The organism is Streptomyces sp. NPDC056486 (assembly GCF_042795295.1).
GTDB lineage: Bacteria > Actinomycetota > Actinomycetes > Streptomycetales > Streptomycetaceae > Streptomyces.
In genome coordinates this window covers 1-26,189 of the sequence record NZ_JBHTSF010000080.1, presented here as the reverse complement: position 1 = coordinate 26,189, position 26,189 = coordinate 1, and the positions used below count along the sequence as shown (strand labels likewise).

The window sequence follows — 26,189 nt, the reverse complement described above, 5'->3', positions numbered from 1 at the left end:
CCACGTGAAAGGGAATGTGTTGAAGAACGGCAGCCACCGTCCGCACACCGCGCTCGCCATGGCGCGGGACGCGGCGACGGCCGTACTCGGCCCCGACGCGCTCGCCGCCATCGGCCGGGTCTGTGATCTGGTTCCGGACACCGTCCTGGACGACTTCAGCACGGAACGGGCACGCTCCGTGCTCCGGGACGTGGAGGTCCTGGTCACCGGCTGGGGCTGCCCGCCCCTCGACGCCGCCGTGCTCGCGGCCGCGCCACGGTTGCGGGCCGTCGTCCACACCGCGGGCTCCGTACGCGGCCACATCACCCCGGAGTGCTGGGACCGCGGCATCGAGGTGTCGTCGGCCGCGGCGGCCAACGCCCTGCCCGTCGCGGAGTACACCGTCGCCATGATCCTGCTCACCGGCAAGCAAGTCACCGAGCGAGCGCGGGAGTTCAAGGTCACCCGGCGCCGCGACGACTGGCTCGGCCTCTCGCACGGCGTGGGCAACTACGGCCGCACGGTAGGCATCCTCTCCGCATCGATGATCGGCCGCCGCGTCATCGAACTCCTCCGCCCCTACGACCTCAAGGTCCTGCTGCACGACCCGTACGTCTCCGACGAGGAGGCCCTGGCGCTCGGCGCGCAACCGGTCGGCATCGATGAGCTGTTCGGCGGCAGCGATGTCGTCAGCGTCCACACTCCGCTGCTGCCCGCCACCCGAGGCCTGGTCGGCCGTGAACTGATCGCCGCCATGCGCCAGGATGCGGTGCTCATCAACACGGCCCGCGGCGCGGTGCTCGACCAGGACGCCCTCACCGAAGCCGCCGTCGCCGGCCGCATCCGTGCCGTCCTCGACGTCACCGTCCCCGAAGTCCTGCCTCCCGAACACCCGTTGTGGGAGTGCGACAACGTCATGATCACCCCGCATCTGGCCGGTTCGCAGGGCAACGAGTGGGGTCGCCTCGCGGATCTCGCCGTCGCCGAACTCGGCCGCTGGGCCGCGGGCGACGGTTTCGCCCATGCCGTACGACGCGAAAGGCTGGCCTACCTCGCATGAGCATCCCCGGACTGCCCGGACTCCCTGGACTGCCCGAAGAAAACCGGGAGTTGAGCCCCTTCACCGGCTACACGCGCGAACACTGGGAGGCCGCAGCCGACGGTCTCCTGAGCGCCGCCTGGCAGTGGGCGACACCACGCGGCGCCCTACTCGACCTGCCGGGGCGGCCTTCCGCATCGGGCGTACGGTCGGACGGGCTTGAGGGATACGCCCGTACCCTTCTCGCCGCCGCGTTCCGGGTGGCGGGAGCCGACGGAAAGGACCCGCACGGCTGGCTCGACCGGTACGCGGAGGGGCTCGACGCGGGCACCCGCACACCCGGCCGTGACGACGCCGAGTCCTGGCCGGTGATCCTGGACCACAGCGTCCAGGGCCAGCCGATGGTGGAGTCCGCATCCGTCGCACTCGGGCTGCGCCTGACCCGCCCCTGGCTGTGGGACCGGCTCGACACCGACGTACAGGATCGCGCCGAGGAGTGGCTGCGCGGAGCGATCCGCCACGTCCCCGCGCCCAACAACTGGTACCTCTTCCCCTACACCGTGGCCGGATTCCTGGAGTCGGTGGGCCGGGGCGACGCGGAGACGGCCCGGGCGCGGGAGCGGGCCCTCGAACTCCTGGAGACCTGGTACCGCGGCCAGGGCTGGTACGCCGACGGAGACGGGCGCGCCTTCGACCACTACAACGGCTGGGCCCTGCACCTGTACCCGACGCTCGACGCCCATCTGGCGGACGATCAGGACCAGTTGAACCGGCACGGCCCCCGCCTGCACGAACACCTGGAGAGCTTCGGGCTCCTCTTCGGGGCCGACGGCGCCCCGATCCACTTCGGCCGATCCCTGACCTACCGGTTCGCGGCAGGAGCCTCCGTGGCCCTCGGCGCAGTCACCGGCCAGACGCCCCTGACCCCGGGCACCTCGCGCCGACTCCTCAGCGGATCCCTTCGCTACTTCCTCGACCGCGGCTCTGTCGGCGCCGACGGACTGCTCAGCCTCGGCTGGCACGGCCCGCACGACGCGACCCTGCAGCCCTACTCGGGCCCCGGGTCCCCGTACTGGGCGTCGAAGGCGTTCGTCGGTCTCCTGGCACCGGCCACCCACCCCCTGTGGACCGCCACGGAGGAACCCGCCCCCAGCGAGAGCCGCGACCAGGTCATCGCGCTGCCCGCCCCCGGCCTGCTCGTCCAGAGCACCCGAGGCGACGGGGTCGTACGGCTGCACAACCACGGCAGCGACCACGCGCGCCCGCACGAAGCCGAGTCGGCGGCGCACGAGGACCCGCTCTACGCCCGCCAGGCCTATTCAACGAGGACCGGCCCCACGGCACGCGGCAACACCGCGGACAACCACATAGCGGTGGAGGTGGCAGGAGTACGCAGCGCCCGCAGCCGCATCCACCCGCTGGGCGCCGGTCGGGGCGACGGCTGGGGCTGGGCCGCGTCCCGGCACACACCGGCTTTCGTGAGCGGCCCGCCCATGGTGCCTGGCCTTCGCGTGGAGAGCGTCACCGTGGCCAGGGGGCGGCACGAACTGCGCGTGCACCGTGTCGTCGGCGCGCCGCACGGCGCCCGCGTCACCCACACGGGCTGGGCGACAGGGCCCGAGGAGCCCTTGCTCTCCGCGCTCCACCCCTTGCACGGCTGGACCGGCCAGGACGAACAGCGCGCACCCCAGGGCACGGCCTTCACCCGGTGGGCTCGCGTGCCACGCCTCACGGCCGAGGCCGAGGGCACGGCGCTGTACGCGGCTCTGGCCACGCTCACCGCGGAGCAGGAACCCGCGGCCTTGGCCGAGGCGGTCACCGTGGTGAGCGCGACGGCGGACACCGTCGAGGTGCGGTGGGCGGACGACGGCTCCCTGACCCGGATCGCCTTCGCACCGCTGACCGTCGAGCACGGGTGATGAGCGAGCACGGGTGAGTGCCGAGTCCGGGTGACTTGACCCTCACGTCGCGTCAGGCCGCATGCTGCACGCGACGAAAGGCGAGGTCCATGAGTTACACCGTGGGGCAGGTCTCCGGGTTCGCGGGGGTCACCGTCCGCACTCTGCATCACTACGACCGGTCCGGGCTGCTCGTGCCCAGCGAGCGAAGCCCGGGCGGGTACCGCCTGTACGGCGAGGCCGACCTGGCGCGCCTGCAGCAGATCCTCTTCTACCGCGAACTCGGCTTCGCCCTGGAGGAGATCGCGGAGATCCTCGCGGACCCGCAGGCCAACGCGCTCGATCTGCTGCGGGCCCGGCACAAGGCGCTGGTGGAGCAGATCGGCAAGCTGGGCCGCCTTGTGGAGGTCGCCGAGCGGGCCATGGACGTGCAGCAGACCGGTGTGCGGCTCGGCCCGCAGGAGCGGTTCGAGGTGTTCGGCGAGATCACCTTCGACCTGAGCTACGCCACCGAGGCCGGGCTCAAGTGGGAGAACAGCGCGGGGCACCGGGAGGCGATGAGCCGCGCCGCCGCCCACTCCAAGGAGGACTGGGCCCGGATCATGAGCGAGGCCGCGGCCTGGCGGGCGGAACTCGTCAAGGCGTTCGACGAGGGCGAACCCGCGGAGGGGAAGCGCGCGACGGACCTCGCGGAGGAGCACCGGCAGCACATCACCCGCTGGTTCACGCCCTGCCCGCCCGCCATGCACCTGCGCATCGCCGACGACTACACCGAGGATCCCCGCGCCTTCGCCCTCGTCGTACCGCCCTCGGAGCAGCGGCCGGGCCTCGCCGCGTTCCTGCACGCGGCGGTGCGGGCCAACGCGGAATCGGTCGGGACCGGGACGGGCAGCCGATGAGGATCCTGCTGGCCGCCGCCGGGTCGTACGGCGATGTCGCCCCGTACACCGGCCTCGGCGCACGGTTGCGCGGGGCCGGGCACGAGGTCGCCCTCGCCACGCAGGAGTCCTTCGCGCCGCTCGTGCGGGGCGCCGGGCTCACCTTCCGTCCGCTGCCCGCCGACACGAGCGGGGGCGGTGGGAGAAAGGGTGGTGGGAGGAAGAGCGGTGGGGGGAACCGTCAGCTGATGCGCACGGCCGCCGCGTTCGTACGGGAGCTGGGGGCCGGGCTCGTCGACGCGGCGGAACCCGGCGCCGACGTGCTGCTGCTCTCGACGACCACGGCACCACTGGGCTGGCAGGTTGCCGAGGCCATGGACATCCCGTCCCTGGGCGTCTATCTGCAACCCACCCACCCCACACGGGAGTTCGCACCGGTGGTGAGCGGTGGCAGGTCGCTCGGCGGTCCCGGCAACCGTGCACTCGGCCGCTTCTCCCTGCGGATGACCGATCGCGTCTACGCCGACGCGATCGCGGACCTGCGGACACGCCTCTCGCTGCCCCGAGCCGGCCGGGGCGCGGTCCGCCGCCGCCAGGAAGAGGCCGGGTGGCCGGTCCTGCACGGATTCAGCAGCGCAGTGGTGCCCCGGCCCGCGGACTGGCGCGAGGGACTCGACGTCGTCGGCAACTGGTGGCCGCACCACGACCCCCAGACCCCGCTGCCCGCCCCCTTCGAGGACTTCCTGCGGGCCGGGCCGCCACCCGTCTTCATCGGGTTCGGCAGCATGGCCGCGGGTGAGGGCGCGCGGCTGAGCGAGTTGGCCGTCTCCGCGCTGCGCCTGGCCGGGCTGCGGGGAGTCCTGCAGGAAGGCCGGGCGGGGCTGATGGGGCAGGGCGACGGCATCCTCACCGTCGACGGGGTGCCCCACGCGCTCCTCTTCCCACGGATGGCGGCCGTGGTCCATCACGCGGGCGCCGGTACCACCGCGGCGGGGCTGCGGGCCGGTGTACCCGCGATCCCCGTACCCGTCATGGCGGACCAGCCCTTCTGGGCTTCGCGGCTCGCCGGACTCGGTGCGGCCACCGCGCCCATCCCGTTCAAGGAGCTCACGGCCGAGCGCCTCGCCGAGCAGCTCGGAGCCGCGGTGCGCGAGGCCACGTACAAGGAAGCCGCCGGTGCCGTCTCCCGCCGGATGGGCACGGAGGACGGTGCCGGTCATGTCCTGAAGGCGGTCGAGCGCCTCGCGTGAGCGGAGTCCGGGTGACCCGAGGCGACCGGTTGCGTAGCCCGAGCGGCCGAACGGGCAGGTCGTGACGGTCAAGACGGAGCCGGAGCGTGGAAGCCTGCAGATATGACCGAAAGCGCGCACCTCTATATGGCGAACCCTCGGATCACGGTCCTTGGCGTCAATCCCGGACGACCGCCCTTCCGCATCGTGGAGCTCGACGGCGAGGTGGTCGGCGAGGCCAGGGAACTTGTCGACGTCCTTGAGGTGGCGGCTCAGGTGGGTGTCGTCGTGCACGACGTGGACGACCCGGATCTGGTGCGCTGGGTGGGCGGCGACAAGTTCACCTGGAAGCCTAAGGAACCGAGGTCGACGGAGTCGGGCCAGCCGAAATAGCCGAACGGGTCGAACTGGCCGAAGCGGGGCAGGTCCGGGGGTCGGGGCGGTCAGGGTGGTCGGGTTCGAGGTCGTAGATCCTGTTCAGGAGCTCGGCCTCGTTGCCCGTCAGGCCCGCGCGGCGCAGCGCTTCGTCCGCCTCCGCGATGGGTCCTGCGAGCAGCGAGGCCGCCGCGGCCGGTGAGGGACCGGAAAGCGCGGCGCGTGCGGTGTGCAGCAGCCGCAAGCAGGCCTGGGCGGCGGCAAGTTCGGGGGTCGACGTGCTGGTCATGTCGAGAGCTCCTCTGCGCGGGGTCGGACGGCCCGGCGGCTCGCACCGGTGGACCCTCCACTCTTGCGCACGGGTCTGACAATCGGGTCCCTACGCGGCCGTGGCGCGGCGGGTGAGCCGCAGTGTGAGGCCTTCGGGCATCAGGGTGAGGCGCTCGGCCACCCGCAGGCGGTAGCCGGGGTCGGCGTGCAGGTCGTAGCGGCGCAGGAGAAGGCCGAGGACCAATGTCGCCTCGTGCAGCGCGAACTGACGACCGATGCAGGCCCGCGCGCCCGTGCCGAACGGCTTGAAGACATGGGCGGGCCGCGCACGGACCGCCGAGGGGGCGAACCGGTCGGGATCGAACTCCTCGGGCCGCTCGCCCCAGGCCGCCGGATCGCGGTGCAGGAGCGTGGCGAGGACGAGCGCCCAGGCCCCCTCGCGCATGGGGTGCACGCCACCGATCGTCGTGTCGTGCAGGGCCTGGCGGGAGAAGCCGGGCGCGGTCGGCCACAGCCGCAGCGACTCGTCCAGGACGCGCCGCAGATAGCGGAGCTTGGCGACCTGTTCGTACGCGGGTTCCTCCGCGGCGCCCCAGACGTCGTCGACCTCCGCCTGGGCGCGCGCCAGGACTTCGGGGGAGCGCGCGAGGTAGTGCAGCGCGAACGACAGGGCGCCCGATGTCGTCTCGTGCCCGGCGACCAGGAAGGTGATGACCTGACGGCGTATGTTCTCGGCGGAGAGCCGCTCTCCCGTGTCGGGGTGGGCGACCTCCAGCATCCGGTCGAGCAGATCGCCGTCGCCCGGACCTGACGCGGCGCGGCGGGCGGCGACCACGTCGTCGACGGTGCGGTTGAGGTAGGCCATGTCGGCGGCGTTGCGCCGGGTGGCGCCGCGCAGCAGCAGCGGGGCGAGCGCGGGCGGTACGACGTTGCGGCGCTGGGCGTAGGAGAGCGTGCCGACCATGGCCGTCACGAAGGGGTGGGGCCTGGACCGCTCGAAGGAACCGAAGTCGTGCCCGAAGCCGGTGCGGGCGATCGTCTCCAGGGTCAGCTTCGTCATGTCGCCGGGCACGTCGACGGACCGGCCCGCCTCCTCGCGCGCGTCCCAGCGGGCGGTCAGCTGCCGGGCGACGTCCAGCATCAGCGGGTGGTAGCCGGCCATCGCGTCCCGGCTGAAGCCCGGCGCGAGGATGTCGTGCGCCAGCTGCCAGTTGGGCTCGTGGTTGTACGCGGTGAACAGGCCGTCCCCGGCGACCGGCCGCAGATTGGCGACCCCCAGGCCCACGTGCTTGGCGAACCGCGACTCGTCGGCGAGCTCGGCCGCGAGCTCGGCGCCCCAGACGAAGACGATCTCCTTGCCGAAGGCCTTGCGGCGGAAGATGGGCCCCAGGCTGCTGCCGATCCGCATCGAGTCCTGCACGGGCGTGCGGACATGGGCGCCCAGGACATCACCGATCAGGGGCAGGCGGCGCGGCGGATGCGGGACGAGGTCGAGGCGCGGCCACCCGAGCTCGGCGCTGCGGAACCCCTTGGGAGGTCCGGCGGGCTCGGTGGGCCCAGCAGACTCGGCAGATCCGGCCTGCTCAGCCCCCTCTGCCGCCTTCGATGACTGCGACACCTGCGCCATGTGTGCCATCTCCCTTGTGCCGCAGACCCATTGAGCCTGTTGTACGCGGATTCAATAAGGACCCACAGTCTGATCCCGCTATTGAATCCACGTCAAGTAAGGTGCTCCCATGGCCGCGAACCCGCAGGAGCGCACGAACCCGCAGGAGCGCACGCGCCGCAGACTCAGCACCGAGGAGCGCAGGGAGCAGCTGCTCTCGGCAGGGGCGCGGCTCTTCGCCCAGAATCCGTACGACGACGTATGGGTCGAGCGGGTGGCGGAGATCGCCGGAGTCTCACGCGGCCTGCTGTACCACTACTTCCCGACCAAGAGCGACTTCTTCGCCGCCGTCGTGCAGCGCGAGAGCCATCACATGCTGCGTCTGACGGCGGCCGTGCCCGGAGTACCGGTCCGCGACCAGATCGGCACGGGGCTCGACACGTTCCTCGCGTACGTCGAATCGCACGCGGAAGGCTTCCGCGCCTTCCACCGTGCGGAAGAGACGGGCGACGCCACGGTCCGCAGGATCTACCGCGAAGGCCTTGCGGCGCACGAGAACCAGATCCTGGAAGCCCTGGCCGCGGATCCCGAGACGGCGTCGACGCCCCACGACCTGCCCACCCTGCGCCTGGCCGTGCGCGGCTGGCTCGCCTTCATGGTGGCCGTCTGCCTGGAGTGGCTGGAGGAGCCGGAGCTCCTGGCGCGTGCGCAGGTGCGGGACCTGTGCGCGCGGGCGTTGCTGGGTGCGATCGCGCCGTGAGGTGACCCTTGCGGGGGTCAGGCCGCCATCGCCAGCGGCCTCGTCACCGCCACCACTCGTCCGTCCGGCAGCAGTTCGCCGGTGTCGTCGAAGACGATCGTGCCGTTGCACAGCAGGCTCCAGCCCTGTTCGGGGTGGGCGGAGAGGACCCGGGCCGAGAGGTGGTCGGGGCTCTCGGCGGGCGGGCACGGGGGCTGGTGGGCGCACATGGTGTACCTCCGGGTGGGGGTCGCGAACCTTGCGCGCGGCCCGGTCTTGTTCGGTTTCTCCTTGTGTGAGTGAAGACTCGGCGGGAGGCATCAACTCATCGCTCGGAAAGGTTACTTGCGACCTCAGCCGGGGAGGAAACCGGCCCGGAAGTGCGCCAGGAGTGTGGTACGCGACGTGGCATCCGTGTCCGTGTCCGCGTGCGCGTCCGCCAGGCGACCGGCCACCCAGAGGAAGAAGTCGTCCCCCTCCGCGTCGATCCAGTCGTACGTCGGGTCGAACGGACCGGAATCCGGTGCGGGGTAGAGGAGTTCGAGGGCCGTCCCCCGCGCGTCCTCGACGGTGAAGCGGCGGGTGCCGTTCGGCCCCTTGGACTGATGGGCCATCACTGCGGCGCAGTCCCAGCGGCGTTGGCCGTACTGGAGCCAGAGGGCCGGTTCGCCGTCGGACGGGTCGGCGTACAGCGCCGCTGCCGCCGCGTCGCTCACGTGGACGAAGCCATGGCAGCGGCCGGACGCGGGGGAGACGAGACCCGTTCGGGTGTCGAGGGCCCACGTCCGGCCGTGCTGGTCGTAATCCTGAAGCAGCATGCCGGTCAGACGCGCGGCCGGATGCCGAGTTCCTGGTCGACGGCTGCGCTGGTGCGGGTCGCCGCCTCGATGACCTCGGCCCAGCTGCCGTACTTGAGGAACTGCTGGTCCGCGGTCGGGCCCAGGGGATTGCCGTACTTCTTCATGTTCCGCTGCTCCAGCGCTTGCACCGCTTCGGGGGTCATCCCGGCACGGGTGATGTCCTTGGCCTCGTTGCGCATGTCGACGAGGACGCGGGCGATCTCCTCGTCGGAGCGCCCCTCCTCGTGCATACGGTCCGCCACGCGCTCCATGGTCTCCAGGAGTGCGTGGTAGCGCAGCCGCACCTCGCGCGCCCGCTCCCGCTCCTCCGGAGTCATCTGCCGGATCAGGCAGACCGCGGGGTCCTTGCTGGTGCACGGGTCATCGGGTGCGCGCGGCGGGGCCAGCAGGCTGTTGGCGGACGGGGCGTGCTGCACCAGCGCGTCCGCGTGGGCGTGCGCCGGGGTGAGCAAGGGGCCGCTGAGGGCGGTGAGCAGCGGGAGGAGGAAGAGGACCACGAGGCGCGGGACGGTCCGGGTGGGGGTCCGGGGGGCCCGCTTCGTGGTCAGGACAGCCGGGACGGCCGAGTCGATCAGGACAGTCGAGTCGGTCGGGACAGCCGAATCGGTCGGTACGGGGGCAGCGGCCATGAGGCGGGCACGCACGTAAGAACTCTCCTTCGCCTGGGACTTGGGACGAAGGGGACATTACGGCTCGGTAACGGTCGGAGGCCGCCGCCCTCGCGGCGCGTCCGGGTGACGTGCCGCAGAAGGGCCCTAACCGGCAGCCGGCCGCAGGCTCAACGCGTGCAGCGCCAACTGCATCTCGAACTGTGCCACCGGATCGTGCAGCCGGTCGCCGAAGACCTCGTCCAGCTGCCGCAGGCGGTAGCGCACCGTCTGCGGGTGCACGGCGAGGCGCGTGGCGACCTCACTCGCGTTGTGCCCGCACCGCAGCCAGCACAGCAGGGTCTCGGCGAGGCGCTCCCGCTGCGGTGAGCGCACCTCTTGCAGGGGCAGCAGATGCCGCTGCGCGAGCGCGTCGATCAGGGCCTCGTCATGGAAGAGCAGCAGCGTCGCCAGATGATCGGCGCAGTGCAGCAGGCCCGCGCGGGGCAGGATGCCGCGCCGGGACAGCTCCAGGGCGTCAAGGGCCCAGCGCAGCGAGCGCGCGCCCTCGTGCAGCGCGACCGTGGGGCCGATCACCGCGCGCAGCCCCTGTAAGGCGGCGGCGATCGACCGCGCCCGCCCCGGGCCTTCCGGGTCGGGCACCACGATGCAGCCGGGCTGCTCGGAGAAGCGCGCGAGGAACTCCGGCGGCACTATCGGCCTGATGGTCTCCGGGGTGAGGGCGTGGTCGATGACGACGACGGCCACCTCGCGCGGGATGGGCCACTGGGCGGCCTGGGCGAGATCGGCTATGGCCTCCGCCGACGCGGGAGGATCGGCGGTCAGCAGGTCGATGAGACGGGCCCGGCGCTGCTGCAGTTCGCCCGCCGCGTGCAGCCTGGCCTCGGTGTAGCCCGCTGTCGTCGCCGCGGCCATCTCGTCCAGGTGCAGGAACAGTGCCTCGCCGAAGGCGGCGAGCACGTGCCGGGGCAACAGGTCGGCGTCGACCAGGGCGTTGACCCGGCGCCAGGTGACGCGCGCGCCCAGGCGAAGCGCCGACTGGAAGGAGTCCAGGCTGCGGCCCTCGTCCGCCTCGCCCCTGCCGATGTTCTGGTACGTGGCCTTCACCGACTCCCAGTCGGTGTCCGGGTGCGCCATCCGGGCCAGGAAACCCGACAGGGCCTGCTCCACGCCCCGGTTCACGACATGCATGTAGGTGTCGTCGGTCGGGCGAGCGTACTCCGGTATCTCCGTGCGGATCGCCCGCACCACCTCCGATGTGATGTCGTCGAGGAACGGTCTCACGTGATCGTGGAGGCCCGAGGGGAACGCTCTGAACGCGGCGTGCGACTCCTCTGCCGGGGTGCCCGCGGATGCGGGGGCGCCTGCCGGGGGTATACCGGCGGGCAGCGTCGAACCGTTCACCATGGAGTGCTCCCTCTGCGCGCGGGGGACAAAGGTTTGGTGAAGATACCGCCACGGGTGCGTGGCGGCCCATCAAGGACGGATGGACATGATGCTGCCTCTTGTCACCCGGGTGACAAGAGGCAGCGAGTGCGAGACAACTCACGGGAGCAGACAGTTGCCGAACTCCGGCTTGCCGTCGAAGCGGTCGCCGAGCCACTTGACCGTGTCGTCCTTCGCCAGCTGATCGGTCGTCAGGTGCTCACCGGGATAGACCTTCCACCGGGTGGTGATGTTCGCCTTGCAGTAGGCCTTGCGGGTCGCGTCCTCGGTCTCGGTCGGGATGACTTCCTCCAGCGAGCCGCGGTACTGAAGGACGGGGAAGCCGATCTCGTACGTGGCGCCGGAGCGCGCGCGGCCGATGCCGACGCCGAGCTTCTGCTCGTCGACGACCTGGCCCCATGTCCTGCCGTCCGTGCCCTTGAGCGCGTAGAGCTGCTCAAAGCTCAACCCGTCCGAGGTGTTGTCCTCGATCTTCTGGCCCGCGAGGGCCGAGATCGTGCCGAGCAGGCAGTGCGATCTGGCCTTCTTGAGGGTCTCCTTGCCCTGGTCGTTCATGAGCTCCTCGAAGGGCATCTGAGGGTGCGAGGAGGAAAGGCCGAGCACGGCGTCGACCATGAAGCCCGCGAACGGGCTGCCGTTGAGCGCCTTGGCGACCACCTTCAAGTCGCCCGGCACACCCCCTGAGGCGTCGCCGACGACGTTGAGCTCGGGAGCGTACGAAGCCGCGAGCTGCGCCGCCCACAGACTGGCCGCGCCGCCTTCGGAGTACCCCCACAGGCCGACCTTCGTCTTCCGGTCGATGCCGGTGCCGGGGATCGCGGGCGCGCTGCGCACGATGTCGAGGAGTGCGTGCCCGGCGTCGGCGCCGGAGACGTACGGATGGGTCTGGCCGTCCAGATAGCCGGCGCCGTCGGTCGCGGCGACGGCGTATCCGGCCTTCAGGAGCGCCGCGATGTTCTCGCCCTCGTACTCGTCCTGGAACGCGCCCGCGAGCTGCTTGGAGAACGCGCACTGCGAACCGAGCCCCAGCGTCCCGGGGTTGAAGGCCACAACAGGACGGCTGCCCTGTCCGTTCCACCGAGCGTCCGGCACGGCGACGGTGCCGGAGACCGCGACCGCCCTGCCCGCGTTGTCCTTCGAGCTGTACTGGACCTTCCAGGCGTGCATCGGGACATCGCCCGGTACCTGGGGGAGTTCGGTCGTCCGGCAGGCGATGACGCTGCCGGGATCGGTCGGGACGGCACCGGGTACCTGGTAGATCCGCTCGTCCGGGGCATCGCACGCGGCCGACGCGTCCGGGGTCGCGGCCGCGCCCGCCGTCAGGGTCGGCACGCCGAGACCCAGGGCCGCCAGGGCGACGGCCGCGGTCAGCGCGAGCAGCCTCTTCTTCCGTTTCGCTCTTGGCCTGCGCACGGGGGACTCCTTCGTTTCGAGGGGAGATTGCTGTGCACGCCGTGAAGTTACGGAGCAGTAACCGGGCGTTGATAGTCAGTGGAACCACAGCCCGCCGGGCCGGAACTGTGCGTGGGGTACAAGTGGCGACCCGGCCTCCTGCGCCACGATCAGGTCATGACAGAGCCACAGGTGACGGCCCGGGACCCACGACCGTGGCTCCGCTTCTACGCAGCAGGGGTGCCGCACGGCCTGCACGTTCCCGACGTCACGATCCCCGACCTCCTTGACGCGGCCGCCGGGCACCACCGGGGCAGGTCCGGCTTCCGGGGGCTGCATCGCGCTGTGGGCGCATGCGCCGATACGTTGCGGACGCTGGGCATCCGACGCGGTGACCGGGTGGCGTTGGTGCTGCCCAACTGCCCGTGGTTCGCGGTGGCCTGGCATGCGGTGCTGCGGATCGGAGCGGTCGTGGTGGCGATCGATCCGGCGGCTTCGCGGCAGACCCTGACTCATCAACTCTCGGACTCGGGCGTACTGCTGGTGGTCGCCGGTGACTTTGCGGGGGAGCGGCTCGATGCGGTGCGCGGTGACACCTGCGTGCGGGACGTCGTCACGGTCCCGATCGACGGGGAGTGGCCGGGGAGCAGCCGTATACGGAAGGCGCACAGGCCTCAGGCGGGCGGCGTCGGGCCGGGACCGGGTGATCTGGCCGTCCTCGCGTACGTCGCCGCCGACGGCCCCGCGGCGATGCTCACGCACGCGAACCTGGTCGCGGCGGCCCACCAACTCGCCTTGTGGCATCCGCAGTTACGTGATGGCCAGGAGACCGTTCTGGCCGTCACGCCCCTGTGGCGGCCGCACGGGCTGCTGTTCGGTCTGACGGCCCCGCTGCTCACCGGGACGCGTACCGTCCTCCTGCCGGACCCCGAACCACAGGAGCTCCTGCGTACGGCACGCCGCCGGAAGGCGACCCTCCTGTCGGCCGAGCCCGCCGACTGCCGACGCCTGCTCCAACGCCCGGCCCACGAGCTGGAGGCGCTCGCCACGGTGCGGACCTGGCTGACCGACGCGCTGGACGCCGACACCGCCGACCGCATCCGGGACTCGGTGGACGCCGTGCTCGTCGAGGGCTACGGCATCCCCGAGGCCGCGGGCGCCGTCCTCGCCAATCCGCGCGGCGCCAATGCCCGGCCCGGCACATCAGGCCTGCCGCTGCCCGGCACCGAGGTCCGCGTCGGCCAGGAGGGGGCTCCAGGGATCGAGCTGCCCCCGGGTCACGCCGGCGAACTCCTGGTGCGGGGCCCGCAGGTGTGCGCGGGGTACTGGGCCGACCCGGCGGAGACGGGACGGCGGCTGCTGCCGGACGGGTGGTTGCGTACGGGCGACGTCGCGGTACTCGGACCGGACGGCTATGCGACCGTCATCGGAGGAGCCGGCCCCGCCCAGGACGCCGCGTCACACCCTTGATGCGGACCGAATCGGTGATGGCGGTGCCGGATTCCCGCCGGTGCCTGGCGGGCCGACGCAGCGTGACCGCGGTGACGACGGCCCCCAACAGGACGCAGAGCGCGGCTAGTTGCAGCCCCGTGTCGTAGCCGTCCAGGAAGGCGCTGCGCGGATCGGCGCCGTGCCGCAGCGCCGTACGCTCCGTACGGGTGAGCACCACGCCGACCAGGACCACTCCGAACACCCCGGAGATCTCGCGGGCCGCGCTCACCAGGCCCGAAGCCATGCCGGTGCGCGTCGCGGGGACATCGGCGACGGAACGTACCGTCAGTGGAGTCGTCAGGGCCGACCCCGCACCGATCAGGAGCAGCCCCGGCTGCAGATCCCAGTACTGCGCATGCAGCCCCGTCCCCGACACCCACACGAGCCCGCCCGCGACAAGGACGAGCCCCCCGGCGATCGACCAGTGCGCCCCCACCGCCTTGGCCGCACGCTCGGCGAACGGCGTCGTCACGAGCAGCGCACCGGCCAGCGGCAGAAAGGCCAGACCCGCCTTGGTGGGCGAGAAGCCGAGCACACGCTGGAGGTAGAGCGCGGTGAAGAAGAACACGCCGTTGACGCCGATGCCCCACAGCACCTGAGCCGCCGCACCCCCGCTCAGTGAACGGTTGCGCAGCAGCCGCAGGTCCACAAGGGGCAGAAAGGTCCGCGACTCGACGACGAGGAACGCGACCCCGGTGGCCGCCGAGAGCCAGAGGCAGAGCGGCACGGGCGGCGTGCTGAAACTGTGCTCGCCGCCCCTGACGAGGCCGTACGTGAGGAGAAAGAGCGAGGTAGTGGAGAGCGCGACCCCCGGCAGATCGAGGAGTGGCAGCAGACCGTGCCGCACGCGGGTGACGGCGCGTGGGACTGCGGGCACCAGGAGCAGGGCGAGGATGCCGAAGGGGACGTTGAGCAGGAACACCCAGCTCCAGTCCCACCGTTCGGTGACGAACCCGCCCACCACGGGGCCAAGGGCAAGGGCGACCGCGAGCGCCGCGGTCCACAGGCCGACCGCCATGGCGCGTCTGCGGGCGGGCAGATCGGCGGCGACCACCGCGAGCGAGGCCGGGATGACGAGCGCCGCACCCACGCCCTGCACCGTGCGTGCCGCGATGAGCGTCCCGCCGCTGTCCGCGAGGGCGGCGGCCAGGGAGGCCGTGGTGAAGACGACGATCCCCGCCGCGAGGACCACCCGTCGGCCGAGCAGATCCGTGAGCCTGCCCCCGGCCGGAAGGAGTGAGCCGAAGCTCAGTACGTAGCTGGTGGCCACCCATTCCAGGTCGGTGACGCTCAGGCCGAGGTCGCGCTGCACGGTCGGCAGCGCGACGTTGATGACGGTGTTGTCGAGCGTCGTGATGAATCCGGCTAGGGCGAGCATCGCCAGAAGAGCGGTCAGCCTGCCCCGGCCCACGTGCGGCTCCCCTCGATCGCGATGCGGTTGTGCCGCCGATGGTGATGCGGTTCCGCTGCCGGATTCTCCGGGGCTGCGGCGGTCGTGGCTGCTGCCCTTGACGCCGAATCCGGTGCGGGGGCTTGTCAGTGAAGTGACAGAGGGTGTCAGACGATCTGTCAGCAAGCCGTCTTACTCACGGGTCACATCCGGGCGGAACCTGGTTCACCGCTCGCCCCGCTCCCCGCTACATCCCGTCCCGGTCCCCGCCGAGCCCCGTCCCGGTCCCCGTGCCGTCCAGTTGGAGCCGCCATGTCCAGCACCATGACCCTTCAGCCGCCCGAAGGCCCGCTGCTGACCGACCACTTGGCGCGCTTGGCCGCCGCCCGCCCGCACCAACGCGCCTTCACCCACGTGGAGTTCCCCGAACCGTCGTCGCCCGGCCTGCACCACACCCTCGGCTGGCAGGGCCTCGACACCCGCGCCCGCGCGATCGCCGGGCGGATCGCGGCGAACGCGGGTCCCGGTGAGCGAGCGGCCCTGCTGCTCCCGCAGAGCCTCGACTACACGGCCGCGTTCCTGGGCTGTCTCTACGCGGGGGTGATCGCGGTGCCGCTGTTCAGTCCCGAACTCCCCGGACACGAGGGCAGGTTGGCGGCCGTCCTTGCCGACTGCGAACCCGCGTGCGTCCTTGCCGATGCGCGCACCGCCGCCGGGGTCGCACGGTTCATGACCGAGCAGGGGCTGCCGCCGGTGCCGGTGGTCCTGGTGGACCGGCCGAGCGAGAGGTCCGCGGTCGCTCTTCCGGAGCGGCTCGCCCCGGACGACATCGCCTACCTCCAGTACACCTCCGGCTCCACACGCAGCCCGGCGGGCGTCGTGATCAGCCACGCCAACGTCGTGGCCAACGCCCGTCAGGCCATCGATGCCTTCGCGGCCGACGCGGCGAGCAACACGACGGTCGGCTGGCTGCCGCTCTTCCACGACATGGGCCTCGTCCTGAGCGTGGCCGCGCCCGTCGTCGGCGGCTTCCCCTCGGTCCTCATGGACCCGGTCGCCTTCCTGGAGCACCCGGTGCGCTGGCTGAGGCTGCTCGCCGCGTATCCCGGGACGATCAGCGCGGCACCCAACTTCGCGTACGACTACTGCGCGAGCAGGATCGACAGGGACGAGGCCGCCGAGCTGCGCCTCGACCGCGTCAAGGTCCTTATCAACGGCAGCGAACCCGTGCGCCCCGGCACGGTCGAGCGCTTCCGCGACGCGTTCGCCGACGCGGGGCTCGCGCCCGAGGCGCACTGCCCGGCGTACGGCCTCGCCGAGGCCACCGTGTTCGTGACGACCGACACCTTCGCCGCGCCGCCCACGGTCCTGGCGTGCGATCCGCTCGCCCTGTCCGAAGGACGGCTCGAAGTGAGGGAGCCGACGGACGCGGAAGCGACGCACCTGGTCGCCTGCGGCACCCCGGCAGGGCAGGAGCTGCGCATCGCCGACGCGGCGACCGGCGCCTCGGCGGGCCCGGGCGAGGTCGGCGAGATCCTGCTGCGCGGGCCCAACATCGGCCTCTCCTACTGGAAGCGCGGTGGGCTCTCCGACGAGGTGTTCGGCGTCCGCCCGCCCGGTGCCGCCAAGGACGAGGGCAAGGCGGGGTGGCTGCGCACCGGGGATCTCGGCGTGCTCCACGACGGACGGCTCCATGTCACCGGGCGGCTCAAGGACCTGATCATCGTGGACGGCCGGAACCACTATCCCCAGGACATCGAGGAGACCGTGCAGTCGGCCGTCGACCTCGTACGCCGCGACCGGCTCGCCGCGTTCTGCGTGCCCTGGACGGGTACCGAAACCGACGTCCTGGTGGTCGTCGCCGAACACCGGCGCGGCGCGGAGCCCGCGGAACAGGACCTGCTCGCCGCGCTGCGCGACGCCACGGCCGCCGTATCGGCCCGGCACGGACTGCGTCTCGCCGAACTCCTCCTCATCCCGCCGGGCTCGCTGCCGAGGACGAGCAGCGGCAAGGTCGCCAGAGCGGCGGGCCGGGCGAGCTACCTGCAAGGCGCCTTCGGCGAGGGGGGCCGGGACGGCGTGGAGAGCGCGCGATGAGGGGGGCGGGCCACACGGACATCCGGGCGATCCGGGCCGCCGTCGTCGAGAGCCTGAGCGCCTGGTACGGCCTGGCGGCCGAGGAGATCGCCGACGACCGCCCACTGGCGGAGCTGGGCCTGACCTCCCGCGACGCGGTGGTCCTGACGGCGCGCCTCAGCGACCTCGCGGGTACGCGGCTGCCCGCGACGCTGCTCTGGGAGGCGTCGACGATCGGCGCGCTCGCGGAGCGGGTGGTGCGCGGCGAACCGGAGCACGGGGGTGCGCCGCCGCAGCCGGCGGTTGCCGATGTGCCCGTGCCGTCCGCGGAGGGCGGTTCACCGGTCGCGGTCATCGGCGTCGGCTGCCGACTGCCCGGTGACGTCACATCGCCCGCCGCCTTCTGGCAGCTCCTGAGCGAGGGACGTGACGCCGTGGGCAGCGTCGGCGACGACCGCTGGGTCCCCTTCGTACGGGAGGACAGGGCCCTGCCGGACGACATCAGCAGACACGGCGGCTTCCTCGGCGACGGGGGCATCGGCGACGTGGCGGGCTTCGACGCCGAGTTCTTCGGCATCGGAGCGCACGAGGCCACCGCCATGGACCCGCAGCAGCGCATGCTCCTGGAGGTCGCCCGCGAGGCCGTCGACCACGCGGCGCTGCCCGCGCCGTCCCTCGCGGGCACCCGTACCGGCGTCTTCGTGGGCATCAGCGGCAACGAATACGCCCATCTCACCACCGCGGAACCGGATTTGATCGGGGCCTGGACCCCGCCGGGCGCCGCCCTGAGCATCGCCGCGAACCGTCTCTCCTACGTCCTCGATCTGCGCGGCCCGAGCATGGCCGTCGACACGGCGTGCTCCTCGTCGCTCGTCGCCGTGCACCACGCCGTACGCAGCCTCGGGGCGGGGGAGAGCGACATGGCGCTCGCCGCCGGGGTGAACCTGCTCCTTTCCCCCGCGGTGACGCTCGGCTTCCAGCGGGCGGGGGCGCTGGCCGCCGACGGCAGGTGCAAGGCGTTCGACGCGTCGGCCGACGGCATGGTGCGGGGCGAGGGCTGCGGCGTCGTCGTCCTCAAGCGCCTCGCGGACGCCGAGCGCGACGGCGACCGCGTCCTCGCGGTCATCGAGTCCACCGCCGTCAACTCGGACGGCCGCTCCAACGGACTCACGGCCCCCAGCGCACAGGCCCAGCGCACGCTCCTGGAGCAGAGCCACGGCGACGGGCCCACGGTCGTGGACTACGTCGAGGCTCACGGCACGGGCACGGCTCTGGGCGACCCGATCGAGGCGTCCGCGCTCTCGGCCGCGCTCGGAGCCGGGCGCGGGCGGGCCGCCGATCAACCGCTGCTCATCGGCTCGGTGAAGACGAACATCGGCCACCTGGAAGCCGCGGCGGGCATCGCCGGGCTCATCAAGACGGTCCTCGCCCTGCACCACGACGAGATCCCGCCCCATCTGCACTTCACCGCCCCCGGCCCGCACGCCGACCTCGACGCCCTGGGCCTGCGCGTCGTCACGGGCCCCGAGCCGTGGCCCCGCTACTCGGGCACCGCACGGGCGGGCGTCTCGGCGTTCGGCTTCGGAGGCACGAACGCTCACGTGGTCCTCGCCGAACACCGCGTGCCGCGCGGCGCACGCCAGAGGGCCACCGGTCCCGTCATCGCCCTGCTCGACGGCGTCACCGAGGACCGCGTACGCACGTACGCGGGCGAGTTGGCCGCATGGATGGAAGGGCCCGAAAGCCGCTCCGTCCGCCCCGAGGACCTCGCCCGCACACTGACGGGCCGCGTCGGACGTGGCCGCCACAGGGCGGCGGTCGTCGCGCGCGGCCGGGAGGAGCTGACTACGGCGCTGACTCGCCTGGCCGGGCAGGAGCCCGATGGGCGGGTGGTGGTCGGGGCTACGTCGTCCGGGGGCGTGTCGTCCGGGATCGGCCCCGGTGCCGTGTGGGTGTTCTCCGGGTACGGGTCGCAGTGGGGCGGAATGGGCAGCGAACTCCTCGCCGCAGAACCGGAGTTCGCTGCCGCAGTCGACCGCATTGAGCCGCTCCTGCGTGACCAGGCCGGCATCTGCCTGCGGGACTGCATGGATCCCGGCGCCGAGCTGACCTCGCCCGCCGTCGTCATGCCCGCCCTCTTCGGGATGCAGGTCGCCCTCGCCGAACTGTGGAAGTCGTACGGCTTCGAACCGGCCGCCGTGATCGGCCACTCCATGGGGGAGATCGCCGCGGCAGTCGTCTGCGGCGCCCTCGACGTGGCCACCGGCGCGCGCGTCGTCGCGATCAGGTCGCGGCTCCTCGCCGGGCTCACGGGCGGCGCCATGGCCGTGGTCGACCGGCCCGGCGAGCACATCGAGGCGCTGGCCGCCGACTTCCGCACGCTCCAGGTCGCCGTACACGCGTCACCGGCGCAGAGCGTGGTCACCGGATCGGCCGACGACGTGCGCGGACTCATCGACCACGTCACCAGGGAGGGCGGCTTCGCCCGTTCCCTGCGCGTCACCGGCGCCGGACACTCGTCCCACGTCGATCCGCTGCTCGACGACTTCGCCCGGGAGCTCGCCGCCGTGCGGCACGCACGGCCCGGCTGCCGCCGCTACTCCACCGTCCTGGCCGACCCGCGCGACCCGGCGCCCTGCGACGCCGACTACTGGGTGGCCAATCTGCGGCGCCCCGTCCGCTTCAGCCAGGCGGTACGCGCCGCCGCCGACGACGGCCACCGGGTGTTCGTCGAAGTGGCCCCGCACCCCACGCAGTTGTACCCGCTGACGGAGACCCTGCGGGACGCGGGCGCCGACAGCTCGCTCATTCTCCCGACCCTGCACCGCGACACCGACGACGCGCTCACCTTCCGTACGTCCCTTGCTTCGCTGCTCGTGAGGGGCGTGGGCATTCCCGCGCCCCGTCAGAGCCTGCATCCGGGCGCGCGCATCGCCGACGTACCCTCACCGCGCTGGCGTCACCGCCGCTTCTGGGCGGGGGAGGAGCCGGGACCGCACGAGGCGCCACGTCACGCACCGGCCACCACCCGCGACGCAGGTCCACTCGACCGCCTCCGCGTCTGTGTGGCCGACGTCATGGGCTATACCCCCGACCGCATCGACGCCGACACCCCCCTCACCGACCTGGGCCTCGACTCCCTCACCGCGGCGCGCATCCGGACAGCGGTGGAGCGGGAGTTCGGGGTGGAGGTGGAACCGGGGGTGTTGCTGAGGCAGGCGACGTTGAGGGGAGTCGCGGAACTGCTGCCGGGCCCCCGGCCCGCCCGGCGCTCTCAGGGAGTTTCCCGCGAGGTGGAGTCCTACTCGTCGCCGTCGGCAAGGGAACTGGCGGGGGAGGGGCCCTTGCCCTTGCGTGTTCTCGCCGACAAGGCCGACGGCACCCCGCTCTTCCTGGCCCACGCGGCGGGCGGCACATCCGAGGTGTACGCACGCCTCTCTGAGCGCCTGTCCGAAACCCGCCCCGTCTACGGCTTCGACAGGATGGCCACCCCCGAGGACCTCAAGGCCCGCGCAGAACACTTCGCGAAACGCATTCGTGTCGTATGCCCTAACGGGCCCTGGATCGTGGGCGGTTGGTCCTACGGCGGTCTTCTCGCCCAGGAAGCCGCGAGGCTCCTCGCGCCACACGGCACGGTCCGGGCCCTTGCCCTCCTCGACTCCGTACTGCCCCTGCCCGCGCCCCCAGGCCTGACCCCGCTGGAGGAAGCCCACCGCCGCTACGCCGATTTCGCCGTGTACATAGCCCGCACCTACCGCACCCAACTCCCCCTGCCCTTCGAGGAACTGGCACGCCTCGACGACGCCGAGCAGATCGCCCTCGTCATGAAACTCCTCGAGCAGGCCGTCGACCTGCCCCGGGCGGTCCTCGACCATCAACGCACATCGGCCCTCGACCTGCGCAGCGGCGAACGCCACACGCCCGGCCCCTACACCGGCCGGACCCTGCTCTACCGGGCAACCGAACCGGCCCCGCACACCGTGCGCGACGCCCGCTACGAACGGGACGACGAGAGCCTCGGCTGGGACGCCCACTGCTCCGACCTCACCGTCACCCCGCTGCCGGGCCACCACCTCTCCCTGCTCGACCCCCCGGTCGTGGACACGCTCGCCCAATTCCTGACCCGCGACCTGCACGGCGCCTGACCCGTACGCCCGCACGCCCGCCCGCACTCCTGCCGAGAAGAGGACCACCCGCCATGCCGCAGAAGCACCGCAGACCCCGCAAGAAACTCGCCGCCATCGCCGCGGTCACCGCCCTCCTCGCCACCGGCGGCGCCCTGGGCACCTCCACCGCCCTGGGAGCACCTACCGTGTCGCCTGCGGCGGCCCGAGCAGCCGAGGGCCCGCGCGTCGTCGGCGAGAAGTGGCTCGACTCCCGCACCGTCGACCTCACCATCGACTCACCCGCCGTGGGCAAACAACTCCCCGTACGTGTCATCCTGCCGACCCGCTTCAAGGAACAGCCGGGCCGCACATGGCCCGTGCTCTACCTCCTCCAGGGGGCCCACGACGACTACACCTCATGGACCCGCGAGACGGACGTCGAGGAGTTCCTGGCCGACAAGGACGTCATCACGGTCCTTCCGGCGTCGGGACCCACCGGGATCCCCACCGACTGGTGGAACTACGGGAGCCCCACCGCCCCCGACTACGAGACCTTCCAGGTCGAGGAGTTGACGGCTCTCCTGCGCGACACCTACCGAGCGAACGGCACCCGCGCCGTCGCAGGAGTCTCCACCGGCGGCTACGGCGCCCTGGCGTTCGCCGCCCGGCACCCCGGCACCTTCGGCGCGGCGGCCTCGTACAGCGGTGTCGTGGACACGACCGCCCTCGGCATGCCGACGGTCATGAACGCCATCGTCGCCCGGGAACTCCAGCTCCCCTCCACCCTCTGGGGCAGTCCCTTCCTGCACCGCGAGAACTGGAACCGCCACAACCCCGCCGCCCTGGCCAAGAGTCTGGCCGGAACCCGGCTCTACGTCTCCCAGGGCAGCGGCATCCCCAGCAGCGACTTCGGCAACCTCGAAGGGGCGATCCTGGAGGGCACGCTGTGGGGCCAGGCGCACGGATTCACCCGGCAGTTGGACCGTGCCGGAGTCCCGGCGACGGTCCACTTCTACCGCGGCGGCTCGCACGCCTGGTCCTCCTGGCAGCTGGAGTTCAAGGCTTCCTGGCCGACCCTCGCGGCGGGTCTTGGGCTTCCCGCGGAGGGGTCCTGACGTCGGCGGCGGAGAGGCGGGCCAGCCTCTGCTCGTCCGGCCACCGCACGGCACTCGCCCATGAGGCCAGCTCGAAGAGGCGTATAAGCCGGGCGCTGGAGTCGAGCTGGCCGCGCAGCACTCCGTGCCGGGCGGACGTCGGGTCGGCGTGGTGGAGGTTGTGCCAGGACTCGCCGCCGGAGAGCGGGGCCAGCCACCACACATTTCCCGAGCGGTCGCGGACCCGGAAGGGCCGGGCTCCGCTGATGTGGCAGATCGAGTTGATCGACCAGGTGACGTGATGGAGCAGACCGATACGGACGAGCCCGGCCCAGAAGAAGGCGGACCAGGCGGCGCCGGAGTCCCAACTCCCTTCGCCCCAGAGCCCGCCCGCCACGGCGGGCGCACCGAACGAGAACAGCACGATCAGCGGCTGCCACCGCGCCACCGCGGCCAGATCGCGGTCGGCGAGGAGGTCGGGGACGTACTTCCGCTGGTTGGTCCTGTCGTTGTTGAAGGTCCAGCCGACGTGCGCCCACGCCATGCCCTTGAGCAGCGCGCGCACAGAGGTGCCGAACCGCCAGGGGGAGTGCGGGTCGCCGACCTGGTCCGCGAACTGGTGATGGCGGCGGTGATCGGCGCACCAGGTGATCGCGTCGCCCTCGACGGCCATCGTCCCGGCCACCGCGAGGGCGACTTTGAGGGGACGGGCCGCCTTGAACGCCTTGTGCGTGAACAGGCGGTGGTAGCCGATGGTGATGCCGTGCACGGCGATGGCGTACATCACCGCGCCGATCACCAGATCGTGCCAGGTGACACCCCATCCCCACAGCACGACGACGGACGCGATCACCGCGACAAAGGGAATCCCGACGAACACCCCCACCACGACCCGGTCAGCTGTACCCATGCGTTCGCCCCATGCGGCGTTCGCGCTCTCTTCTGCCATGAGTTTTCTCGCCTTTCAGTACGTCAGTACGGGTGAGCCGGACATTAGCGTCGGAAATAGGGAGGCTTCTACTCGGAAAGTTCGGAAAGTGATGACCTGACCCCGCACCATTGGACAGTTGTGCCGAAGGAGGAACGTCATGGATGTGCTCGCAGAGGCAGTCGTAGCGGGAGCCGGCGCGGACGAGCTGCGCCGACTTCCCTTACCCGCCGAATTCACCGCCGCGCATCTGCGGAGGGAGGATGTGGAGAGTTTCACGGGGGTGGCGGACAAAGACGTCCGAAAAACACTCCACGTGGGATCCGTGCCGATGCCGGAACTCGCCCCGGATGAAGTCCTGGTGGCGGTCATGGCGAGCGGGATAAATTACAACACCGTGTGGTCGGCGATGTTCGAGCCGATATCCACGTTCGCCTTTCTCCGGCACTTCGGCGCGAAAGGCGGTTGGGCCGCGCGACACGATCAGCCGTATCACGTGGTCGGTTCGGACGCGGCAGGCGTCGTCGTCCGTACGGGGGCCGGGGTGCGCCGCTGGGCCGTCGGTGACGAGGTCGTGGTCACTCCCGCCTACGTCGACGACGAGGAACCGGCGACCCACGCCGACGGCATGCTCGGCGACTCCCAGCTGGCCTGGGGCTTCGAGACCAACTTCGGCGGGCTCGCCCACTACTGCGTGGCCCGCGCCAACCAGCTCCTGCCCAAGTCAGGGCAGTTGACCTGGGAGGAAGCAGCAGGCAATCCGCTGTGCGCGGGCACCGCCTACCGCATGCTGGTCAGCGACCGCGGCGCGCGGATGACGCAGGGCGACATCGTGCTGATCTGGGGCGCGGCGGGCGGCCTCGGCGCGTACGCCGCGCAGCTCGTGCGCAACGGCGGCGGCATCGCGGTGGGTGTGGTCGGCAGCGAGGAGAAGGCGGAGCGTGCGCACGCCTTCGGCTGTCACGCGGTGATCAACCGTGCCGAGATCGGCCTGACAGGCACCGCGCCTGCCGATCCGACGGCGGTCGGCAAGAAGCTCGGCAAACGGATCCGCGCCGCGGTGGGGGAGGACCCGCACATCGTGTTCGAGCACGTCGGCCGGGCGACCTTCGGGGTGTCCGTCTTCGTGGTCCGGCGGGGCGGCACCGTCGTCACCTGCGGATCGAGCACCGGCTATCTCCACGAGTTCGACAACCGCTACCTCTGGATGCGCCTCAAGCGCGTCATCGGCAGCCACGGAGCCAACCTCCAGGAACAGGCCGCGGTGGCCCGACTCCTCGATCTCGGACACATCCGGCCCGCGCTCTCGGTGACGTACGACCTCCAGGACACAGCCGAAGCAGCCCGTCTCGTCCAGGCCAACCGCCACACCGGGAAGGTCGGCGTGCTGGCGCTCGCGCCCCGGACCGGACTCGGCAAGCGGGACGTCAGCTGAGGCCCCGGACCGCATCCCGGGCACGGGCTCGTGAGCTCATGCCCGGGTTCAGGTGATCGGGTAGGCCTGTCGGCTCAGCGCACCGTCACATAGATGACGGGCGAGATGGCGCCGCCGCCGACGATGCGCAGGGAGTTGCGTCCCTTCCAGCCGAGCTTGACCCGCATGTTGTACGCCCCGGAGCGCGCGGTGTACACCGACGCGGGCAGCGACACCCACCGCTTGCCCTGCTTCTGCTGCAGCGTGACGCGCGTGCCTGCCCGCATGTGGTGGCTGACTCCGTAGATGTGGAAGTCGTGCCAAGCGCGCACGCTGCCCACGGTGGACTTCGCCGTCAGCGTGGGGCGCGGGGCCGTGGTCGCGGCGGCCCCGGGAGCCTGCGAGCCATGCGGGCTCACGGCGCCGGCACCGGCCGCCGCGGGGCCCGCCAGAACGGCGAAGGCCGCGATCCCCGCCACCGTCACGTACTTCACCGATGTGTACTTCACCGGCGCGAACTTCAGCTTCAACCGATTCACGGTCAACTTCTCTTCTCCATCTCTCTGTTGATTTCTCGTTTGGTCGACTTACCGAGAAAGCTCTGCCAGCCGCCTTCGGGGCGCTGCCCCACTTCGAGCCCGCGCAGCCTGGCGAGGACGGCCGGATCCTGGACGTCGAGCCAGTCGACGAACTGCCGGAAGGAGACGAGGCGCACGTCCTTCTTTCCGGCCATTCCCCTGAGGGCTTCCTCGACGGCGTCCATGTAGATGCCGCCGTTCCACTCCTCGAAGTGGTTGCCGATGAAGTAGGGGGCACGGTTCGTCTCGTACGCGCGCCGGAAACCGGCGAGATACGAGTGGGTCGCCTGGGTGCGCCAGCCGGGATAGTTGTACGAGGGTGCCCGTGTCGAATTCTTCGACTGGTTGGCCAGGACGTTGTAGTCCATGGAAAGGACCTCGAAACGGTGCCCGGGGAACGGGATCTGCTGGAGTGGCAGGTCCCATACTCCGAGGCGTTTCTCTGGCCACCGCTGCGATCCACCGGGCGACGACGAGTCATAACGCCAGCCGCGTTCGCGGGCGACGGGAAGCAGGTTGTTCTGGCCGAGGAGGCAGGGGGTGCGGCCGCCGATGAGTTCCTTGTCGTAGTCGAAAGGCAGTGACGGGAGATCGGTCCAGCCGGTATTCGTGCGCCATTCCTTCACGAAGGCGGTGGCCTGGTCGATTTCGCTGTGCCATTGCGAGGGCGTCCAGTGGGCGACGCTGCCCGTACCCGTGCAGAAGTGCCCGTTGAAGTGCGTGCCGATCTCATGGCCTTCGAGCCAGGCCTGCCGGACGTACTTCAGCGTCTCCTTGATGTGCCCGTCGGTGA

General features: G+C 71.5%; 21 protein-coding genes and 1 pseudogene. 11 read left to right on the top strand and 11 right to left on the bottom strand.

Annotated features, from left to right (window positions below; all coding sequences use genetic code 11):
- Window positions 1–58: 58 nt before the first annotated feature.
- The 5 genes from ACFQ7F_RS27500 to ACFQ7F_RS27480 all read left to right on the top strand — a co-directional run bounded on the left by ACFQ7F_RS27500 (window position 59) and on the right by ACFQ7F_RS27480 (window position 5,416).
- Window positions 59–1,039, top strand: a complete 981-nt coding sequence (locus ACFQ7F_RS27500; RefSeq protein ID WP_383275518.1) for a hydroxyacid dehydrogenase — start codon at window positions 59–61, stop codon at window positions 1,037–1,039.
- Window positions 1,036–2,937 carry a DUF2264 domain-containing protein gene (locus ACFQ7F_RS27495; protein WP_383275477.1) on the top strand — a complete coding sequence of 634 codons (1,902 nt, stop codon included), beginning with the start codon at window positions 1,036–1,038 and terminating at the stop codon, window positions 2,935–2,937. Before ACFQ7F_RS27500 ends, ACFQ7F_RS27495 begins: the two co-directional genes overlap by 4 nt.
- 89 nt (window positions 2,938–3,026) lie before the next feature.
- Complete coding sequence (locus tag ACFQ7F_RS27490) at window positions 3,027–3,815, top strand: MerR family transcriptional regulator (RefSeq protein WP_383275474.1); 789 nt, start codon at window positions 3,027–3,029, stop codon at window positions 3,813–3,815.
- Window positions 3,812–5,044 carry a glycosyltransferase gene (locus ACFQ7F_RS27485; RefSeq protein WP_383275471.1) on the top strand — a complete coding sequence of 411 codons (1,233 nt, stop codon included), beginning with the start codon at window positions 3,812–3,814 and terminating at the stop codon, window positions 5,042–5,044. The genes ACFQ7F_RS27490 and ACFQ7F_RS27485 overlap by 4 nt, the downstream gene beginning before the upstream one ends.
- Window positions 5,045–5,146: 102 nt before the next feature.
- Window positions 5,147–5,416: a hypothetical protein gene (locus ACFQ7F_RS27480; protein ID WP_383275468.1), complete on the top strand. Its 270-nt coding sequence runs from the start codon at window positions 5,147–5,149 to the stop codon at window positions 5,414–5,416.
- Here ACFQ7F_RS27480 and ACFQ7F_RS27475 read toward each other — a convergent pair.
- Together ACFQ7F_RS27475 and ACFQ7F_RS27470 are read right to left on the bottom strand one after the other, a co-directional pair.
- A complete protein-coding gene (locus tag ACFQ7F_RS27475; RefSeq protein WP_383275465.1) occupies window positions 5,376–5,687 on the bottom strand; it encodes a hypothetical protein in 312 nt (103 codons plus the stop codon). The two genes, ACFQ7F_RS27480 and ACFQ7F_RS27475, sit on opposite strands and share 41 nt — an antisense overlap.
- A gap of 90 nt (window positions 5,688–5,777) precedes the next feature.
- Window positions 5,778–7,295, bottom strand: coding sequence for a cytochrome P450 (locus ACFQ7F_RS27470; RefSeq protein ID WP_383275462.1), 1,518 nt, complete (start codon window positions 7,293–7,295; stop codon window positions 5,778–5,780).
- 109 nt (window positions 7,296–7,404) lie between these two features.
- Here ACFQ7F_RS27470 and ACFQ7F_RS27465 point away from each other — a divergent pair, with 109 nt between their 5' ends.
- Window positions 7,405–8,034: a TetR/AcrR family transcriptional regulator gene (locus tag ACFQ7F_RS27465; protein ID WP_383275459.1), complete on the top strand. Its 630-nt coding sequence runs from the start codon at window positions 7,405–7,407 to the stop codon at window positions 8,032–8,034.
- A gap of 17 nt (window positions 8,035–8,051) precedes the next feature.
- On the opposite strand, the gene ACFQ7F_RS27460 is transcribed toward ACFQ7F_RS27465, so the two are convergent.
- The 5 genes from ACFQ7F_RS27460 to ACFQ7F_RS27440 form a co-directional block, all read right to left on the bottom strand.
- Window positions 8,052–8,243, bottom strand: coding sequence for a DUF5999 family protein (locus ACFQ7F_RS27460; RefSeq protein WP_383275456.1), 192 nt, complete (start codon window positions 8,241–8,243; stop codon window positions 8,052–8,054).
- Window positions 8,244–8,366: 123 nt separating this feature from the next.
- A complete protein-coding gene (locus tag ACFQ7F_RS27455; protein ID WP_383275453.1) occupies window positions 8,367–8,831 on the bottom strand; it encodes a hypothetical protein in 465 nt (154 codons plus the stop codon).
- A gap of 5 nt (window positions 8,832–8,836) precedes the next feature.
- The gene (locus tag ACFQ7F_RS27450; RefSeq protein WP_383275451.1) at window positions 8,837–9,517 is read right to left on the bottom strand and encodes a hypothetical protein; all 681 of its coding nucleotides are present in this window, start codon (window positions 9,515–9,517) and stop codon (window positions 8,837–8,839) included.
- Between the two features lie 111 nt (window positions 9,518–9,628).
- The gene (locus ACFQ7F_RS27445; RefSeq protein ID WP_383275448.1) at window positions 9,629–10,888 is read right to left on the bottom strand and encodes a helix-turn-helix domain-containing protein; all 1,260 of its coding nucleotides are present in this window, start codon (window positions 10,886–10,888) and stop codon (window positions 9,629–9,631) included.
- A gap of 138 nt (window positions 10,889–11,026) precedes the next feature.
- Window positions 11,027–12,340, bottom strand: coding sequence for a lipase family protein (locus tag ACFQ7F_RS27440; protein WP_383275445.1), 1,314 nt, complete (start codon window positions 12,338–12,340; stop codon window positions 11,027–11,029).
- A 156-nt stretch (window positions 12,341–12,496) separates the two neighbouring features.
- Between ACFQ7F_RS27440 and ACFQ7F_RS27435 the strand changes: the two genes are divergently transcribed.
- A complete protein-coding gene (locus ACFQ7F_RS27435; protein WP_383275442.1) occupies window positions 12,497–13,789 on the top strand; it encodes an AMP-binding protein in 1,293 nt (430 codons plus the stop codon).
- On the opposite strand, the gene ACFQ7F_RS27430 is transcribed toward ACFQ7F_RS27435, so the two are convergent.
- Window positions 13,743–15,221 carry an MFS transporter gene (locus ACFQ7F_RS27430; protein ID WP_383275439.1) on the bottom strand — a complete coding sequence of 493 codons (1,479 nt, stop codon included), beginning with the start codon at window positions 15,219–15,221 and terminating at the stop codon, window positions 13,743–13,745. The genes ACFQ7F_RS27435 and ACFQ7F_RS27430 overlap by 47 nt on opposite strands.
- A 291-nt stretch (window positions 15,222–15,512) precedes the next feature.
- Here ACFQ7F_RS27430 and ACFQ7F_RS27425 point away from each other — a divergent pair, with 291 nt between their 5' ends.
- From ACFQ7F_RS27425 to ACFQ7F_RS27415, 3 genes are read left to right on the top strand one after another with little or no spacing between them, the layout of a single operon-like run.
- The gene (locus tag ACFQ7F_RS27425) at window positions 15,513–17,297 is read left to right on the top strand and encodes a fatty acyl-AMP ligase (protein ID WP_383275436.1); all 1,785 of its coding nucleotides are present in this window, start codon (window positions 15,513–15,515) and stop codon (window positions 17,295–17,297) included.
- Window positions 17,294–21,421, top strand: a complete 4,128-nt coding sequence (locus tag ACFQ7F_RS27420; RefSeq protein WP_383275433.1) for an acyltransferase domain-containing protein — start codon at window positions 17,294–17,296, stop codon at window positions 21,419–21,421. Before ACFQ7F_RS27425 ends, ACFQ7F_RS27420 begins: the two co-directional genes overlap by 4 nt.
- A gap of 53 nt (window positions 21,422–21,474) precedes the next feature.
- Window positions 21,475–22,497, top strand: a complete 1,023-nt coding sequence (locus ACFQ7F_RS27415; protein WP_383275430.1) for an alpha/beta hydrolase — start codon at window positions 21,475–21,477, stop codon at window positions 22,495–22,497.
- On the opposite strand, the gene ACFQ7F_RS27410 is transcribed toward ACFQ7F_RS27415, so the two are convergent.
- Window positions 22,439–23,425: an acyl-CoA desaturase gene (locus ACFQ7F_RS27410; RefSeq protein ID WP_383275427.1), complete on the bottom strand. Its 987-nt coding sequence runs from the start codon at window positions 23,423–23,425 to the stop codon at window positions 22,439–22,441. The two genes, ACFQ7F_RS27415 and ACFQ7F_RS27410, sit on opposite strands and share 59 nt — an antisense overlap.
- 139 nt (window positions 23,426–23,564) lie before the next feature.
- Between ACFQ7F_RS27410 and ccrA the strand changes: the two genes are divergently transcribed.
- Entirely contained in the window at window positions 23,565–24,839 is a 1,275-nt protein-coding gene (ccrA, locus tag ACFQ7F_RS27405; RefSeq protein ID WP_383275424.1) for a crotonyl-CoA carboxylase/reductase, read from the top strand.
- 74 nt (window positions 24,840–24,913) lie between these two features.
- Here ccrA and ACFQ7F_RS27400 read toward each other — a convergent pair whose 3' ends face one another.
- Window positions 24,914–25,357, bottom strand: a complete 444-nt coding sequence (locus tag ACFQ7F_RS27400) for a hypothetical protein (RefSeq protein WP_383275421.1) — start codon at window positions 25,355–25,357, stop codon at window positions 24,914–24,916.
- 2 nt (window positions 25,358–25,359) lie between these two features.
- A pseudogene (locus ACFQ7F_RS27395) lies at window positions 25,360–26,189 on the bottom strand (hypothetical protein); the annotation flags it as partial.